This window comes from Mycetohabitans rhizoxinica HKI 454 (assembly GCF_000198775.1).
Taxonomy (GTDB): Bacteria; Pseudomonadota; Gammaproteobacteria; order Burkholderiales; family Burkholderiaceae; genus Mycetohabitans; species Mycetohabitans rhizoxinica.
The window spans coordinates 2095498-2111616 of record NC_014722.1 but is presented as its reverse complement, the minus strand read 5'-3'; the positions used below and the strand labels follow the sequence as shown (position 1 = coordinate 2111616).

15 protein-coding genes and 1 tRNA gene are annotated in these 16119 nt (G+C 63.3%); 15 read left to right on the top strand and 1 reads right to left on the bottom strand.

Features of this window, described 5'->3' with window-relative positions:
- Positions 1-36: 36 nt before the first annotated feature.
- Positions 37-504 (bottom strand): hypothetical protein, encoded by a 468-nt coding sequence (locus tag RBRH_RS09120; RefSeq protein WP_173362434.1) that lies wholly within the window; start codon positions 502-504, stop codon positions 37-39.
- Positions 505-863: 359 nt separating this feature from the next.
- Here RBRH_RS09120 and RBRH_RS09115 point away from each other — a divergent pair, with 359 nt between their 5' ends.
- The 15 genes from RBRH_RS09115 to nuoH all read left to right on the top strand — a co-directional run bounded on the left by RBRH_RS09115 (position 864) and on the right by nuoH (position 16110).
- Positions 864-2171 carry a branched-chain amino acid ABC transporter substrate-binding protein gene (locus RBRH_RS09115; RefSeq protein ID WP_173362433.1) on the top strand — a complete coding sequence of 436 codons (1308 nt, stop codon included), beginning with the start codon at positions 864-866 and terminating at the stop codon, positions 2169-2171.
- A gap of 98 nt (positions 2172-2269) precedes the next feature.
- The gene (rpsO, locus tag RBRH_RS09110) at positions 2270-2539 is read left to right on the top strand and encodes a 30S ribosomal protein S15 (RefSeq protein WP_013435914.1); all 270 of its coding nucleotides are present in this window, start codon (positions 2270-2272) and stop codon (positions 2537-2539) included.
- Between the two features lie 284 nt (positions 2540-2823).
- Positions 2824-4998: a polyribonucleotide nucleotidyltransferase gene (pnp, locus tag RBRH_RS09105; RefSeq protein ID WP_049786472.1), complete on the top strand. Its 2175-nt coding sequence runs from the start codon at positions 2824-2826 to the stop codon at positions 4996-4998.
- A 157-nt stretch (positions 4999-5155) separates the two neighbouring features.
- Positions 5156-6160, top strand: a complete 1005-nt coding sequence (locus tag RBRH_RS09100) for an NAD(P)H-quinone oxidoreductase (protein WP_041753728.1) — start codon at positions 5156-5158, stop codon at positions 6158-6160.
- 104 nt (positions 6161-6264) lie between these two features.
- Complete coding sequence (tpiA, locus tag RBRH_RS09095) at positions 6265-7056, top strand: triose-phosphate isomerase (protein ID WP_041753727.1); 792 nt, start codon at positions 6265-6267, stop codon at positions 7054-7056.
- 5 nt (positions 7057-7061) lie between these two features.
- Positions 7062-7454, top strand: a complete 393-nt coding sequence (gene secG, locus RBRH_RS09090) for a preprotein translocase subunit SecG (RefSeq protein ID WP_041754396.1) — start codon at positions 7062-7064, stop codon at positions 7452-7454.
- Positions 7455-7618: 164 nt separating this feature from the next.
- A tRNA-Leu gene (locus RBRH_RS09085) sits at positions 7619-7703 on the top strand.
- 165 nt (positions 7704-7868) lie between these two features.
- Positions 7869-8228, top strand: coding sequence for an NADH-quinone oxidoreductase subunit A (locus RBRH_RS09080; protein ID WP_013435909.1), 360 nt, complete (start codon positions 7869-7871; stop codon positions 8226-8228).
- A gap of 59 nt (positions 8229-8287) precedes the next feature.
- Positions 8288-8767, top strand: a complete 480-nt coding sequence (locus tag RBRH_RS09075; protein WP_006052903.1) for a NuoB/complex I 20 kDa subunit family protein — start codon at positions 8288-8290, stop codon at positions 8765-8767.
- Positions 8768-8783: 16 nt separating this feature from the next.
- On the top strand, positions 8784-9386 hold the full coding sequence (locus RBRH_RS09070) for an NADH-quinone oxidoreductase subunit C (RefSeq protein ID WP_013435907.1): 603 nt from the start codon (positions 8784-8786) through the stop codon (positions 9384-9386).
- 83 nt (positions 9387-9469) lie between these two features.
- Positions 9470-10723: an NADH-quinone oxidoreductase subunit D gene (locus tag RBRH_RS09065; protein ID WP_013435906.1), complete on the top strand. Its 1254-nt coding sequence runs from the start codon at positions 9470-9472 to the stop codon at positions 10721-10723.
- A gap of 121 nt (positions 10724-10844) precedes the next feature.
- A complete protein-coding gene (gene nuoE / locus RBRH_RS09060; protein WP_041753726.1) occupies positions 10845-11321 on the top strand; it encodes an NADH-quinone oxidoreductase subunit NuoE in 477 nt (158 codons plus the stop codon).
- Positions 11318-12643 carry an NADH-quinone oxidoreductase subunit NuoF gene (nuoF, locus tag RBRH_RS09055; protein WP_013435903.1) on the top strand — a complete coding sequence of 442 codons (1326 nt, stop codon included), beginning with the start codon at positions 11318-11320 and terminating at the stop codon, positions 12641-12643. The genes nuoE and nuoF overlap by 4 nt, the downstream gene beginning before the upstream one ends.
- 71 nt (positions 12644-12714) lie before the next feature.
- Entirely contained in the window at positions 12715-15045 is a 2331-nt protein-coding gene (gene nuoG / locus RBRH_RS09050) for an NADH-quinone oxidoreductase subunit NuoG (RefSeq protein ID WP_013435902.1), read from the top strand.
- Positions 15046-16110, top strand: a complete 1065-nt coding sequence (gene nuoH, locus RBRH_RS09045) for an NADH-quinone oxidoreductase subunit NuoH (RefSeq protein ID WP_013435901.1) — start codon at positions 15046-15048, stop codon at positions 16108-16110.
- The last annotated feature ends 9 nt before the right edge of the window (positions 16111-16119 follow it).

The following is a 16119-nucleotide window of genomic DNA, read 5'->3' as shown; positions in this document are numbered from 1 at the left end:
ATCGGCGTGGTCGCCGCCCGCGCTAGTGTGGCGCCGCTAAAACGGGGCGTGCCGGCGCTCTGGATCGTGCAGCGGGTCAGGCGTCTTCTGCGTGAGCCGCAACACACCGGCATCGTCGAAGTAAAAGTGGTACAACTGGTACCAGACACCGTCATCCATATAGCGATAACTCCACACTTCCCGCTTCATCCGCGGGAAATAGGCGGTTTCCTCCGGCTTGCCGAAGCGGATCAGTACATCGTTCTTCGTCCACTTGCCGATTTCCGCTTGGTAGAATTCGCTGTTTTGCAGCACCTGTCGCACGTTGACGACCTTGCCCGTGCCGTCAACGTCGGCCGCCGTTGTCGTCTCGCCCATCGGCTGGGTCGGCCACATCAGCCGCTTACCTCCATTGGGCAGGTCATACACTTCGCGGGGGGCGCCGAGCCGTGCGATCAGCATCGGCGCATCGTCACCGGGCTTGAAACGCTGCCACGGCTGTACGCAACCGCACAGCGCCAGCATGGCAAGACCGGCGGCGATTCGTACTCGAGCGGGCGCGGCCCAGGCCGGCCACGCGAGCGAATCCAATAATGACATGGTCCGAACTCCTTTTTCCGTTGCAGCAATTTTGACATGCATTGACGCAAAAGATCGCACCGGCCTTGCCGTGCGAGGGCGCGCTGGCCTATGATCCGCGCTTTGATGTGAACGGCGAGGACCGGATGAGCAGCCAGGGGTGCGGACAGGATCGGATGAACGAACATGTAGGTGACTTGCCGGCGGGCGGGCCTCTGGCCGTGGCGCGCCGTGCGCATGGGCGCCTCGCGCAGTCCGTGCGTGCCGGGTGGCGGCGCTTGCGCGCCGCAGCCGTCGTGTTGCCGATGTCGATGACGCTTGCCTGCGCGGCGCACGCGCAAGCAAACGCCGCGGGCGTGGCGGCCGCGCCCGACCCGGTTCCGGGGCAGCGTGCGCTGTCCGCCGGCGGGCCGACCGGCGCGCCGGTGCGGCTCGCGCTAATCGAAGGGATGTCCGGCGCCTTTGCGAATGCGGGCGCGGCAGTCGAGCGTAACTTGCGCTTTGCGATCGAGCGGGTCAACGCCCGCGGCGGGGTGATGCTGCGAGACGGCGCGCATCCGTTGCAGTTGGTGGTGCTGGACAGCCGGGGGGCCACGGACGAGGCGCTGGTGCAGCTGCGCGCCGCTGCCGACGCGCGGATTGCTTTCGTGCTGCAGGGCAACAGCTCCGCGGTGGCCGCGGCGCTGGTCGCCGCGATCAACAAACACAATGCGCGCGAACCGAGTCGCCGCATGCTGTTGCTGAACTACTCGGCCGATGATCCGGCGCTGACCGAAGCCGACTGCAGCTTCTGGCATTTTCGCTTTGACGCCCACGCAGGCATGCGGATCAACGCGTTGACCGAGGTAATGCGCCGCGACCCGTCGCTCAAGAAGGTCTATCTACTTAACCAGGACTACAGCTTCGGCCGCCAGGTGAGTTCGCTGGCCCGCTCGGCGCTCGCCGCGCAGCGGCCCGACGTGGCGATCGTGGGCGACGAGTTCGTGCCGGTGGGGCGGGTCAAGGACTTTGCGCCGTATCTGGCGAAGATCCGGGCGAGCGGCGCCGACGCGGTGCTGACCGGCAATTGGGGCAACGATCTGACGCTGCTGGTGCGCGCGGCGCGCGAGCAGAACCTGAAGCTGCGGTTCTACACCTTCTACGGTAACAGCCTCGGTGCGCCGGCGGCACTGGGCGATGCCGGCGTGGGCCGCGTGATCGCGGTGGCAGACTGGCATCCGAATGTGGGCGGGGCGGCGTCTGATGCGTTCTACACGGCATTTCGGGCGCGATATCCTGCGCCGTCGGACGATTATCCGTTGTTGCGCATCAGCGTGATGATTGACATGCTGGCTCGCGCGCTCACGCGCGCCGGCTCGGACGACGCACGGGCGGTGGCGACCGCGCTGGAAAGCTCGCGCGCCGGCTACGACAGTGGTTTCCATCCATCGTGGATGCGTGCTGACGATCATCAACTGATCCAGCCCCTTTACGTCATGCAGATGGAGAAGGCGGGTACCGCACACGTGCGCTTTGATAATGAAGGTTCCGGCTATGGTTTTCGCACGCTGCTGACACTCACGCCCGAGCAGACGGTGCCGGCTAACACGTGCCAGATGCGCCGTGTGCGCTGATCCTAGCGTGCCCCGGCTGTGCTACAATGTATGTCTTGCTGCAAACTCACGGCACGGCCTTTCTTCCGTGACCGCCTGTTGATTGATAAAGGAAAATCATGCCTGTAGCGAATATCAACAAATCGGAAGTCGTCGCGCAATTCGCGCGCGGCACAAATGACACCGGTTCCCCGGAAGTGCAGGTCGCGCTGCTCACGAGCCGTATCAACGAGTTGACGGTGCACTTCAAGGCCCATATGAAGGATCACCACAGCCGTCGTGGCCTGCTGCGCATGGTGAGCCGCCGTCGCAAGTTGCTCGACTACCTGAAGGCAAAGGATGCCGACCGCTATCGTGCGCTGATCGAGAAGTTGGGTCTGCGTAAGTAAGCAGCTCGATTGCAGACTTTTGCCTGCAACTTGCAAAAGATGCCTGCGTCAGCATGCTGATGCAGGCATTTTGTTTTTAGCGTTTCCGGTGTGATGGGTGTTCCGCACGCGCCTATGCGCGTGCGACCGTCCGGCAAGCGAGGCGGGGTTTTGTGTCATTCCAGCGCGGCAGCAGTGCCGCTGTCGCGCTGGAATGGCATAACACTTCCCTGTTTTCGAGCGGCCGGCAAGGGTTGGGGAACGGTCGATGGACCGGCCGCGCGCATGCGCGGCGTCTCGAAGGAGTGAAAATGTTTAATAAGATCGTCAAAGAATTCAAATGGGGCCAGCACAACGTGCGGCTCGAAACGGGCGAGATCGCCCGTCAGGCAAGCGGTGCGGTGATTGTCGATGTTGAGGACACCGTCGTGCTCGCGACGGTGGTGGCGGCCAAGTCGGCCAAGCCGGGCCAGGACTTTTTCCCGCTGACCGTCGACTACATCGAGAAGACGTATGCGGCCGGCAAGATCCCGGGTGGCTTCTTCCGCCGCGAAGGCCGTCCTTCCGAGGGCGAGACGCTGATCTCGCGGCTGATCGACCGCCCACTGCGTCCGCTGTTCCCGGAAGGCTTCTACAACGAAGTGCAGGTCGTGATCCATGTGCTGTCGATCAACCCGGACATTCCGGCGGACATCCCGGCGATGATCGGTGCATCGGCGGCGTTGGCAATCTCCGGTATTCCGTTCAATGGGCCGATCGGCGCGGCGCGTGTTGCCTATATTGACAATCAGTTTGTGCTCAATCCGACCCGCTCGCAGTCCAAGGCATCGAAGCTGGACTTGGTGGTCGCCGGCACCGAGCGTGCGGTGCTGATGGTCGAGTCCGAAGCGGATCAGTTGCCGGAGGAGGTAATGCTTGGCGCGGTCGTGTTCGGTCATGAACAGATGCAGGTGGCGATCGACGCGATTCACGACCTCGTCAAGGAAGGTGGCAAGCCTGAATGGGATTGGCAGCCGGCGCCGAAGGACGAAGCGCTGATTGCGCGCGTGACGGAGTTGGCGCTCGCCGAGTTGCAAGCGGCATACCAGATCCGGCAGAAACAGCAGCGCTCGGCCAAGCTGAAAGAAGTGTATGCGGCGGTCACGGCCAAGCTGGCCGAACAATCCGTGGCAGCCGGCACGGCCGTCGTCGATGCCGCGACGGTCGGCAACATCCTGTTCGATCTCGAGGCGAGGATCGTGCGCAGTCAGATCCTGAACGGCGAGCCGCGTATCGATGGGCGCGACACGCGCACCGTGCGTCCGATTGAAATCCGCACCGGCGTGCTGCCGCGCGCGCACGGCTCAGCGCTGTTCACCCGAGGCGAAACGCAGGCGCTGGTGGTGGCCACGCTCGGCACGAAGGGCGATGAGCAAATCATCGACGCGATCGAAGGCGAATATCGCGAGCGGTTTATGCTGCACTACAACATGCCGCCGTTTGCGACCGGCGAAACAGGCCGTGTCGGCTCACCGAAGCGCCGCGAGATCGGTCACGGCCGGCTTGCCAAGCGCTCGCTCGTCCCGTGCCTGCCGGGCGATGACGAGTTCGGCTACACGATCCGTGTCGTGTCGGAGATTACCGAGTCGAACGGCTCATCGTCGATGGCGTCCGTGTGTGGTGGCTGCCTGGCGTTGATGGACGCGGGTGTGCCGATGAAGGCGCACGTGGCGGGCATCGCGATGGGGCTGATCCTGGAGGGCAACAAGTTCGCGGTGCTGACCGACATCCTGGGCGACGAAGACCACCTGGGCGACATGGACTTCAAGGTGGCAGGTACCGCGCAGGGCGTGACCGCGTTGCAGATGGACATCAAGATCCAGGGCATCACGAAGGAAATCATGCAGGTCGCCCTCGCGCAAGCGAGGGAAGGCCGCTTGCACATCCTGGATAAGATGACTTCGGCTGTGCCGTCAACGAACATGCAGCTGTCGCAGTTTGCGCCGCGGATGATCACGATGAAGATCAATCCGGAAAAGATTCGCGACGTAATCGGCAAGGGCGGCTCGGTGATCCGGGCGCTGACGGAGGAAACTAACACGACGATCGACATTTCCGACGACGGTGTTGTGACCATCGCGAGCACAAGCCCCGAGGGCATGGCCGAGGCGAAGAAGCGTATCGAGAACATCACGGCGGAAGTGGAGGTTGGCCAAATCTACGAGGGCGCAATCCTGAAGCTACTGGATTTCGGCGCGATCGTGAACATCCTGCCGGGGCGCGACGGCCTGCTGCATATTTCCGAGATCGCGAACGAGCGGATCAAGGACATCAACGACTACCTGAAGGAAGGCCAGCAGGTGAAGGTCAAGGTGATCCAGACCGACGAGAAGGGCCGGGTACGGTTGTCCGTGAAGGCGCTGCTCAACGAGGTGCCGGTTACGCCGCCCGCGACACCGCCCGCGTCGCGGCCCGCGACGCCGTCGGCGGAGCAGGAGTAACGCGGGCGGGGTGGCGGTCAGTCACCACGCGCGGGTCTAGCAAGATCGCGCGCGTGGCGCCGCCGTGCCGCATTCGGTTCGCACGGCCGGAGTGCTTCGCGCGCTGCCGGCCGTTTCTCCTTATCATCGTTGGCAACCTGGCGACGCGGAGTTCCGCATGAAAGCGATCGAGATTACCGAATACGGTGCGCCCGAGGTGTTGAAGCCTGGTGAGCGTCCCATGCCGGCGCTTAAGCCCGGCGAAGTGCTGATCAAGGTGGCGGCAGCCGGGGTGAACCGCCCGGACGTTTTCCAGCGCACGGGCAATTACCCCGTGCCGCCGGGCGCGTCGGACATCCCCGGCTTGGAAATCGCCGGCGAAATCGTCGAGGGCGATCTCGACGGCGCAAATAATCCGTTTGGCCTAACGCGCGGGCAGCGCGTGTGCGCGCTGGTGCAAGGCGGCGGATACGCGCAGTATGCGAGCGCGCCGCTGGCCCAGTGCCTGCCCGTGCCAGCGGGCTTGTCAGACGTGCAGGCCGCGTCGTTGCCTGAGACGTTCTTCACCGTCTGGAGCAATGTGTTCGATCGCGGCCGGTTGGGCGCGGGCGAGGGCGGCCCCCAGGAGGCGCTGCTGGTGCAGGGCGGCTCTAGTGGTATCGGGGTAAGCGCGATCCAAATCGCGCATGCGCTCGGTCATCGGGTGTTCGCCACGGCCGGCAACGCACAGAAGTGCGCCGCGTGCGAGGCGTTGGGCGCCGAGCGCGCGATCAACTACAAGACCGAAGATTTTGTCGCCGTCGTCAAATCGCTGACCCATGATCGCGGTGTCGACGTAATCCTGGACATGGTGGGCGGCGCCTATGTGGGCCGTGAGTTGAGTACGCTGGCCGACGGTGGCCGCATCGTGCTGATTGCGTTGCTCGGCGGCGCCAACGCGCAGATCAACTTGGGTGAGGTCTTGCGCCGGCGCTTGACATTGACTGGCTCGACGCTACGGCCGCGTTCGGTGGCGTTCAAGGCCGCCATCGCTGCGCAATTGCACGAGCGGGTGTGGCCGCTGATCGAGCAGGGCGCGATCAAGCCGGTGATCCACCAGGTGTTTCCAGCCGAGCAGGCGGCCGCGGCGCACGCGATGATGGAGAGGGGGGAGCACATCGGAAAAATCGTGCTGACTTGGTGAGTCACGCCGGTTTGACCGCGACTCGCGCCGCGCAGTAGAATTGCGCGTTTGTGCACGGCTTTTGCTTATTGATTGACGCGTGCACGCACAGATCCACGAGACCCATGTCGAAGCAACAACGATCGAAGCTGGTAGTCGGAAACTGGAAGATGCACGGCCGCGTCGCTGACAACGATGCGCTGCTGCACGCGCTCGTGCAACGCGTGGCGACACTCGGGCCGCAGGTGCGGCTCGGCGTGTGTGTGCCGCATCCGTATCTCGCCCAGGCCCAGGCGCGCCTTGCCGGTACGCCCATCGCATATGGCGCGCAGGATGTGTCCGCGCATACGCAGGGCGCGTATACCGGTGAGGTCGCCGCCCCGATGGTTGCCGAGTTTGGTGCGACGCTGGCGATCGTCGGCCACTCGGAGCGCCGCGCGTTGCATGCGGAATCGTCGGAGTTGGTGGCGGCCAAGGCGCGGCGTGCACTCGAGGCCGGTATGACGCCGATCGTCTGCGTCGGCGAAACGCTGGATGAGCGGCAGGCCGGGCAGACCGACAGCGTCGTGCGTGCGCAGCTTGCAGCGGTGCTCGACGCGCTGGACGAGACCGACGTGGCACGGCTGGTGGTGGCATACGAGCCGGTCTGGGCCATCGGTACTGGTCAGAGTGCGACGGCGCAGCAAGCACAGCAGGTCCACGCCGCGTTGCGGGCGCAGCTCACGGCCAAGGCAGGGGCGCAGGTGCCGCTGCTGTACGGCGGTAGCGTGAAGCCGGGTAATGCACAGGAATTGTTTTCGCAGGCGGATATCGACGGCGGCCTGATTGGTGGCGCATCGTTATCCGCGACCGATTTCCTTGCGATCGGCGCGGCGGCGGCCGCGGCACTCGCCGGGGATCCGGCTCATTCTAGGTGATGCAAATGTTGTTTTTGAAGACGTTGATGATCGTGGTGCAGGTGCTGTCGGCGCTCGGCGTGATTGGGCTCGTTTTGCTGCAGCACGGCAAGGGTGCCGACATGGGTGCGGCATTCGGTAGCGGGGCATCGGGTAGTCTGTTCGGTGCTAGCGGCTCGGCCAACTTCCTGTCGCGCACCACGGCGGTCCTCGCCACCGTGTTCTTCGTCAGCACGCTCGCGCTGACGGCGCTGGGGAGCTACCGCCCGAAGGCCGGCGGTGGCTTGTTAGGCGGTGCGGCGTCACTGGCGGCGAGCGCGCCGGCAGCGGGTTCGGGAGTGGCCTCCGGTGTCGCGGTGCCGAGCAGCGCGGCACCGTCCGCGGGCGTGTCCACGCCGGGACAGGATGTGCCGAAATAACGCGGAAGTTGGCAAAACTATGTTTCCCGCGGCGGATAGAAAAACGTATTTTGTGCGTTGAACAAACGACCTAACCCAGTTACAATCTCAGTCTTGAAGCGATTCGCGGTAACAGTGGTAACGAAGGGTTCATGCTCCGAGTGGCCGCCCGGATTGCAGACAGTGCCGACGTGGTGAAATTGGTAGACACGCTATCTTGAGGGGGTAGTGGCGCAAGCCGTATGAGTTCGAGTCTCATCGTCGGCACCAACGTTATCCAATGCCAGCCGCTTGCATTTACGCTTCGGCTGGCATTTATTTTTTGAGCGCTGCTTGCGTTGCGGTGTGGCGACGTCGAAGTGGCGCATCCGCGCAGTATCCTGGTCGGGGCGGTCGGACCGGCCGACACCTTGAACCAACCGATAGAGGATAGTCTTGAACCTCGCTGCCTATTTCCCCGTCCTGCTGTTTCTTCTCGTGGGCCTCGGTTTGGGGATTGCTTTGGTCAGTATCGGCAAGCTCCTGGGTCCGAACAAGCCGGACAGCGACAAGAATTCCCCGTACGAGTGTGGTTTCGAGGCGTTCGAAGACGCGCGCATGAAGTTCGACGTGCGCTACTACCTGGTTGCCATTCTCTTCATCATTTTTGATCTGGAAACGGCCTTCCTGTTCCCTTGGGGCGTTGCGCTGCGCGACATCGGCTGGCCGGGCTTCATCGCGATGATGATTTTCCTGCTCGAGTTCCTGCTGGGCTTCGCCTATATCTGGAAACGGGGTGGCCTGAACTGGGAATGAACGCAAATCACGCTTGAATGTCGGGCGCAACGCTTGCTGCCCGTCTGGAGTCGAAAGCAATGAGTATCGAAGGGGTCTTGAAGGAAGGCTTTGTCACCACGACGGCTGACAAGCTGATCAACTGGACGCGGACCGGTTCGCTATGGCCGATGACGTTCGGGCTCGCCTGCTGCGCGGTTGAGATGATGCATGCCGGTGCCGCACGCTATGACCTGGACCGTTTCGGTGTCGTGTTCCGGCCGAGTCCGCGTCAGTCCGACGTGATGATCGTGGCCGGTACGCTGTGCAACAAGATGGCGCCTGCGCTGCGCAAGGTCTATGACCAGATGGCCGAGCCGCGCTGGGTGATCTCGATGGGCTCGTGCGCGAATGGCGGCGGCTACTATCACTACTCGTACTCGGTCGTGCGCGGATGTGACCGGATCGTGCCGGTTGACGTGTACGTGCCCGGCTGCCCGCCGACCGCCGAGGCGCTGGTCTACGGCGTGATCCAGTTGCAGGCGAAGATCCGCCGCACTAACACTATCGCCCGACAGTAACGCGGAGCCCCCCCACATGGCAAACAAACTCGAGACCCTGAAGGCGAACCTCGACAAGGCGCTCGGCAACAAGCTGAAAAGCGCCACGGAGTCGCTCGGGCAATTGACGATTGTCGTCGCCGCCAGCGATCTGATTGACGTCGCGACGCGGTTGCGTGATGACCCGACGCTCGGCTTCAAGCAATTGACCGACCTGTGCGGCGTCGATTATTCGACGTACGGCGATGGCGCATACGACGGTCCGCGCTTTGCCGCGGTGTCGCACCTGCTGTCGATCCGTAACAACTGGCGGCTGCGCGTGCGGGTTTTCGCGCCGGATGATGACGTGCCGATCCTGCCGTCACTGATCGATGTGTGGAATTCGGTGAACTGGTACGAGCGCGAGGCGTTCGATCTGTATGGGATCGTGTTCGAAGGCCATCCCGATCTGCGTCGGATCCTGACTGACTACGGTTTCATCGGCCACCCGTTCCGCAAGGATTTTCCGCTGTCCGGCTATGTCGAGATGCGCTACGACGCGGCAGAAAAGCGCGTTGTCTACCAACCTGTCACGATCGAGCCGCGCGAGATCACACCGCGCGTGATTCGCGAAGAACGCTATGGCGGCCTCAAGCACTGAGCGCCTGCCCGGCCGGCTGCGGACCGCATGCGCTCGCGCAAGCGGTCCGTCCGAGTCATTGAATTTCTAGTAAGCCCGCGAACATGGCTGACATCAAGAACTACACGCTGAACTTCGGTCCCCAGCATCCGGCAGCGCACGGCGTGCTGCGCCTCGTGCTTGAGTTGGACGGCGAGGTGATTCAGCGTGCCGATCCGCACATCGGTTTGCTGCATCGCGCAACCGAAAAGCTCGCCGAACACAAGACGTTCCTCCAGTCGGTGCCGTATATGGACCGCCTCGACTACGTGTCGATGATGGCCAACGAGCACGCGTACGTGATGGCGATCGAGAAGCTCGTCGGTATCGACGTGCCGCTCCGGGCCCAGTACATCCGCGTGATGTTCGACGAGATCACGCGGATCCTGAATCACTTGATGTGGATTGGCGCCCACGCGCTGGACGTCGGCGCGATGGCAGTGTTCCTGTACGCGTTCCGCGAGCGCGAGGACTTGATGGACGTCTACGAGGCGGTGTCCGGCGCGCGCATGCACGCGGCGTACTATCGGCCGGGTGGCGTCTACCGCGATTTGCCGGACGTGATGCCGCAATACAAGGCCTCGAAGATCCGCAACGAAAAGGCGCTCGCCCGGCTCAACGAGAACCGCCAAGGTTCGCTGCTCGATTTCATCGAAGACTTCACGAATCGCTTCCCTGGCTGCGTCGATGAATATGAGACGCTCCTGACCGACAATCGGATCTGGAAGCAGCGGCTGGTCGGCATCGGCGTCGTCACGCCGGAGCGTGCGCTGCAACTGGGCATGACCGGACCGATGCTGCGTGGTTCGGGTGTTGAATGGGACTTGCGCAAAAAGCAGCCGTACGAAGTATATGACCAGCTCGATTTCGACATTCCGGTCGGCGCGGGCGGCGACTGCTATGACCGATATCTCGTGCGCATCGAGGAGATGCGCCAGTCGAACCGAATCATCAAACAGTGTATTGCATGGCTGCGTAAGAATCCGGGCCCGGTGATGGTCGACAATTACAAGGTCGCGCCGCCGTCGCGGCTGAACATGAAGTCGAACATGGAAGAGCTGATCCACCATTTCAAGCTCTTCACAGAAGGTATGCACGTCCCCGAGGGCGAAGCGTACGTCGCCGTCGAGCACCCGAAGGGCGAGTTCGGTATCTATTTGGTGTCGGACGGCGCGAACAAGCCGTACCGGCTGAAGATCCGCGCGCCCGGCTACGCGCATCTATCCGCGCTCGATGAGATGGCGCGCGGTCACATGATCGCCGACGCGGTCACGATCATCGGGACACAGGACATCGTGTTCGGCGAGGTTGACCGGTAGCATCACAGCTTGGGGCATCGCGCGTGGCGCGATGCTGTCGTATCAAGGAGCGTCAGGTCTGCCGGTAGCGGTTCGCCGGCAGGTTTTCGTTCGGTAAGCATTGAATGAGTCGTGTCTGAAAATGATCTCAGCTGAAGGCCTCAAGGAAATCGATCGCGCGGTGGCGAAGTACCCCGCCGGTCACCAGCAGTCCGCCGTGATGGCGGCGCTTGCGATTGCGCAGCGAGAGCAGGGCTGGCTGTCGCCGGAGCTGATGCAATTCGTCGCCGACTATCTGAAGATGCCGGCCATCGCGGTGCAGGAAGTCGCGACGTTTTACACAATGTACGAGACCGCGCCAGTCGGTCAGCACAAGATTACGCTGTGCACGAACTTGCCGTGCCAACTGAGCGGTGCGCAGCAGACCGCGGAATATCTGAAGCAGAAGCTGGGAATCGATTTTGGCGAGACGACGCCCGACGGCAAATTCACGCTGAAAGAAGGCGAGTGCTTCGGCGCCTGTGGCGATGCGCCGGTGGTGTTGCTGAACAACCATCGGATGTGCAGCTTCATGAGCCGCGAGAAGATCGACCAGTTGCTCGAGGAGCTGTCCAAATGACGTCTTTGCACGATCGGCATATCAATCCGCTGATTCTCGCGGGCCTGAACGGCGAGAACTGGCATTTGCAGGATTACGTCGCCCGCGGTGGCTACCAGCAACTGCGCCGCATTCTTGAGCAGAAGATTCCGCCGGAGCAGGTGATCGCGGACGTGAAGGCGTCTGGTTTGCGCGGCCGTGGCGGCGCGGGGTTCCCGACGGGGCTCAAGTGGAGCTTCATGCCACGTCAGTTTCCCGGGCAGAAGTATCTGGTGTGCAACTCCGACGAAGGCGAGCCCGGCACGTTCAAGGACCGCGACATCCTGCGCTGGAATCCGCACGCATTGATCGAAGGCATGGCGATCGGCGCGTACGCGATGGGGATTACCGTTGGCTACAACTACATCCACGGCGAGATCTGGGAAGTCTATGAGCGCTTCGAGCAGGCGCTGGACGAGGCGCGTGCTGCCGGCTATCTCGGTCATAACATCCTGGGCAGCGGGTTCTCGTTCGAGTTGCACGCGCATCACGGCTATGGCGCCTATATTTGCGGCGAGGAAACCGCGCTGCTCGAGTCGCTCGAGGGCAAGAAGGGGCAGCCGCGCTTCAAGCCGCCGTTCCCGGCTAGCTATGGCGCGTTCGGCAAGCCGACGACGATTAACAACACCGAGACGTTCGCGGCGGTGCCGTTCCTGCTGGCGATCGGTCCGCAGCAGTACCTGGAGTTGGGCAAGCCGAACAACGGTGGCACGAAGATCTTTTCGGTGTCTGGCGACGTGAACCTGCCGGGCAATTACGAAGTGCCGCTCGGCACGCCGTTCGCGAAGCTGATGGAGCTGGCCGGCGGCGTACGTGGCCAGATCAAGGCGGTGATCCCGGGCGGCTCATCGGCGCCGGTGGTGCCGGGCGAGCAGATGATGCAGACCGACCTGGACTACGACTCGATCGCGAAGGCCGGCTCGATGCTCGGCTCTGGCGCGGTGATCGTGATGAACGATACGCGTTGCATGGTGCGCTCGCTGCTGCGCTTGTCGTACTTCTACTACGAGGAGTCTTGCGGGCAGTGCACGCCGTGCCGCGAGGGCACCGGTTGGCTGTATCGGGTCGTGCATCGGATCGAGCATGGCCAGGGGCGCCAAGAAGACCTGGACCTGCTGAACTCGGTCGCGCAGAACATCATGGGCCGCACGATCTGCGCGCTGGGCGACGCAGCGGCGATGCCGGTGCGCGGCATGTTGAAGCACTTTTGGAACGAATTCGAGTATCACGTCGAGCACAAGCATTGCCTCGTTCCGACGCAAGGCGGCATGGCACGCGATACAGCGCTCGCCGCGACCGCGTGAGCGGGCGCCGCACGTCGCCACAGCCCGCCGTGAGCGGGCGCACAGAATTAGGTTAGGGACCCTTCACCATCATGGTTGAACTTGAAATAGACGGCAAGAAGGTCGAGGTGCCGGAAGGCAGCATGGTGATCCAAGCTGCGCACAAGGTCGATACGTACATTCCTCACTTCTGCTATCACAAGAAGCTGTCGATCGCGGCGAACTGCCGGATGTGCCTGGTCGAGGTCGAAAAGATGCCGAAGGCCGTGCCGGCATGCGCGACGCCGGTGTCCGCCGGCATGGTTGTGCGCACGACGTCGGACAAGGCGGTGAAGGCGCAGCAGTCGGTGATGGAGTTCCTGCTGATCAACCACCCGCTGGATTGTCCGATCTGCGACCAGGGCGGTGAATGCCAGCTGCAGGACTTGGCAGTGGGCTACGGCAAGTCCGCGTCGCGGTATTCAGAAGAGAAGCGCGTCGTGTTCCACAAGAACGCCGGGCCGCTGATCTCGATGGAGGAGATGACGCGCTGCATCCACTGCACGCGCTGTGTGCGCTTCGGCCAGGAAGTGGCCGGGATCATGGAGCTTGGCATGCTGGGTCGCGGCGAGCACTCGGAGATCACGACGTTCGTCGGCAACACGGTCGACTCCGAGTTGTCGGGCAACATGATCGACCTGTGTCCGGTGGGGGCACTGACCAGCAAGCCATTTCGCTACAGCGCGCGGACGTGGGAATTGTCGCGTCGCCGCTCGGTCAGCCCGCACGACTCGGTCGGCGCGAACCTGATCGTGCAGGTGAAGAACAACCGCGTGATGCGTGTGCTGCCGCTGGAGAACGAGGCGATCAACGAGTGCTGGATTTCAGACAAGGATCGCTTTTCGTACGAGGCGCTGAATAGCGCCGAGCGCCTGACGCAGCCGATGCTAAAGCAGGACGGCAAGTGGCGCGAGGTCGATTGGGAAACCGCACTGACCTACGTCGCGAATGGCTTGAAGCACATCAAGGCTGAGCATGGCGCGAACGCCATCGCTACGCTCGCCAGCCCGCATAGCACACTTGAGGAATTGTTCCTGCTTAAGACGTTGACGCGTGCGCTGGGTAGCGCGAACCTGGATTTTCGGCTGCGCCAAAGCGATTTTTCCGCGCCGCTGCAGGGCGCGCCGTGGCTTGGCATGCCGATCGCGACGCTGTCCAGCGTCGATTCCGCGTTCGTGATTGGCTCGCTCCTGCGCCGCGATCATCCGTTGCTGGCGGCACGGCTGCGCCAGGCCGCCACCGGCGGTGCCAAGGTGAGCTTGTTGCATGCGAGCGCCGATGATTCGCTGATCAATGTCGCGCACAAGATCGTCGCGGCGCCGTCGGCTTGGGTGGACGCGCTGGCCGGCGTGGCCGCTGCGGTGGCCGAGATCCGTGGCGTGGCGTTGCCGGTCGAGCTTGGCGGCGTGCAGCCGGACGCGGCGGCGAAGGACATCGCCGCCTCGCTGTCGAACGGCGAGCAGCGCGTGATTTTGCTGGGTACGAGCGCGGTGAGCCACCCTGAATTCGCGAAGCTGCACGCCATTGCGCAGTGGATTGCGCAGACGAGTGGCGCGACGCTCGGCTTGCTGCCGGAGGCCGCCAACACGGTTGGTGCCCACATGATCGGCGCSTTGCCCGGTGAGGGTGGCGTGGACGCCGCGCAGGCATTCGCGTCGCCGCGGCGCGCCTATCTGCTATTCAACGTCGAACCGGAGTTCGACGCCGCGAATCCACGGCAGGCCCGTGCGGCGCTGGCGCAGGCCGACATGGTCGTTGCGCTGTCGTCGTTCAAGACCGGCACCGACTACGCGGACGTGCTGCTGCCGATCGCGCCGTTCACCGAGACTGCTGGCACGTTCATCAACGCGCAGGGCACGGTGCAGCCGTTCACTGGCGTCGTGCGCCCGCTCGGTGAGACACGGCCGGGCTGGAAGGTGCTACGCGTGCTGGGCAACCTGCTTGGACTGCCGAACTTTGAATACACGAGCGCCGAGGAAGTGGCGGCTGCGGCGTTGGAAGGCGTGGACGTGCAGGCGCGTCTGTCGAACGCGACGCGTGCGCCGCTGGCGCGCGGCGCATCGACGCGCGCGGCCGGCGCATTCGAGCGGATTGCCGACGTGCCGATCTACGACGCCGACCCGCTGGTTCGCCGTGCACCGTCACTGCATTTGACCGCGGCCGCGAAAGCTGCGCTGCACGTGTCGTTGCCCGCTGCGCTGTTTGACCAGCTCGGACTCAAGGAAGGGGATGCGGTATGCGTGCGGCAGGGCGAGGCGTCGGTGACGCTGCCGGCGCTGCGCGATGCGAAGCTGCATGACGCGGTCGTGCGTGTGCCGGCGGCGACGTCCGCCGCGGCCCAGCTCGGCAGCCTGTTTGGTGATCTGCTGGTGGAGAAGGCTTAAATGGGCGTGTTCGAAACGATCAATGCAACCGGCAGCCAGTTGCTGGGCGTTGCGTGGCCGACCGTATGGGCGCTGGTGCGCATTCTCATCGTGTCAGTCGCGATCCTGTTGTGCGTCGCCTATCTGATTCTGTGGGAGCGCAAGCTGATCGGTTGGATGCACGTGCGGCTCGGGCCGAACCGCGTCGGGCCGAAGGGGCTGTTGCAGCCGATCGCCGACGTGGTCAAGCTGCTGCTCAAGGAAGTGATCCAGCCGGCGCAAGCCACCAAGTGGATCTACCTCGTCGCGCCGATTATGGTCGTAGTGCCGGCGTTTGGCGTCTGGGCGGTGATTCCGTTCCAGGCCGAGGCGGTGCTGGGCGACATCAACGCCGGCTTGCTGTATGCAATGGCGATTTCGTCGCTCGGCGTGTACGGCGTGATCCTCGCTGGCTGGGCGTCGAATTCGAAGTACGCGTTCCTCGGCGCGATGCGCGCGGCCGCGCAGATGGTGTCGTATGAAATCGCGATGGGCTTCGCGCTGGTCGTCGTGCTGATGACGTCGGGCAGCCTAAACCTATCTGATATCGTGCATTCGCAACAGCGCGGGTTGTTCGCCGGGCTCGGCCTGAACTTCCTGTCGTGGAACTGGCTGCCGCTGTTGCCGATGTTCGTCGTCTACTTCATCTCCGGCATTGCCGAAACTAACCGGCACCCATTTGACGTCGTCGAAGGCGAGTCGGAAATCGTCGCCGGGCACATGATCGACTACTCGGGGATGGCGTTTGCGCTGTTCTTCCTCGCCGAGTACATCAACATGATCGTGATCTCGGCGCTCGCCGCGACGCTGTTCCTCGGTGGTTGGAGCGCGCCGTTCGAGTTCCTGTCGTTCATCCCGGGCATCGTCTGGCTGGTGCTCAAAGTATTCTTCCTGCTGTCGGTGTTCATCTGGGCCCGCGCGACGTTCCCGCGTTATCGCTACGACCAGATCATGCGCTTGGGCTGGAAGATCTTCATTCCGGTTTGTGTCGTGTGGTTGGTCGTGGTCGGCTTTTGGATCATGTCGCCGCTGAACATCTGGAAATAAGGTGTTGCC

Excerpts from the sequence above, each read along its gene's own strand:
- RBRH_RS09115 (WP_173362433.1), top strand. The coding sequence starts at position 864 with ATGTCGATGACGCTTGCCTGCGCGGCGCACGCGCAAGCAAACGCCGCG.
- RBRH_RS09120 (WP_173362434.1), bottom strand. The coding sequence starts at position 504 with ATGCTGGCGCTGTGCGGTTGCGTACAGCCGTGGCAGCGTTTCAAGCCC.
- RBRH_RS09075 (WP_006052903.1), top strand. The coding sequence starts at position 8,288 with ATGAGTATCGAAGGGGTCTTGAAGGAAGGCTTTGTCACCACGACGGCT.
- tpiA (WP_041753727.1), top strand. The coding sequence starts at position 6,265 with ATGTCGAAGCAACAACGATCGAAGCTGGTAGTCGGAAACTGGAAGATG.
- secG (WP_041754396.1), top strand. The coding sequence starts at position 7,062 with ATGTTGTTTTTGAAGACGTTGATGATCGTGGTGCAGGTGCTGTCGGCG.
- nuoH (WP_013435901.1), top strand. The coding sequence starts at position 15,046 with ATGGGCGTGTTCGAAACGATCAATGCAACCGGCAGCCAGTTGCTGGGC.
- nuoF (WP_013435903.1), top strand. The coding sequence starts at position 11,318 with ATGACGTCTTTGCACGATCGGCATATCAATCCGCTGATTCTCGCGGGC.
- RBRH_RS09065 (WP_013435906.1), top strand. The coding sequence starts at position 9,470 with ATGGCTGACATCAAGAACTACACGCTGAACTTCGGTCCCCAGCATCCG.
- RBRH_RS09100 (WP_041753728.1), top strand. The coding sequence starts at position 5,156 with ATGAAAGCGATCGAGATTACCGAATACGGTGCGCCCGAGGTGTTGAAG.
- rpsO (WP_013435914.1), top strand. The coding sequence starts at position 2,270 with ATGCCTGTAGCGAATATCAACAAATCGGAAGTCGTCGCGCAATTCGCG.
- nuoE (WP_041753726.1), top strand. The coding sequence starts at position 10,845 with ATGATCTCAGCTGAAGGCCTCAAGGAAATCGATCGCGCGGTGGCGAAG.
- RBRH_RS09070 (WP_013435907.1), top strand. The coding sequence starts at position 8,784 with ATGGCAAACAAACTCGAGACCCTGAAGGCGAACCTCGACAAGGCGCTC.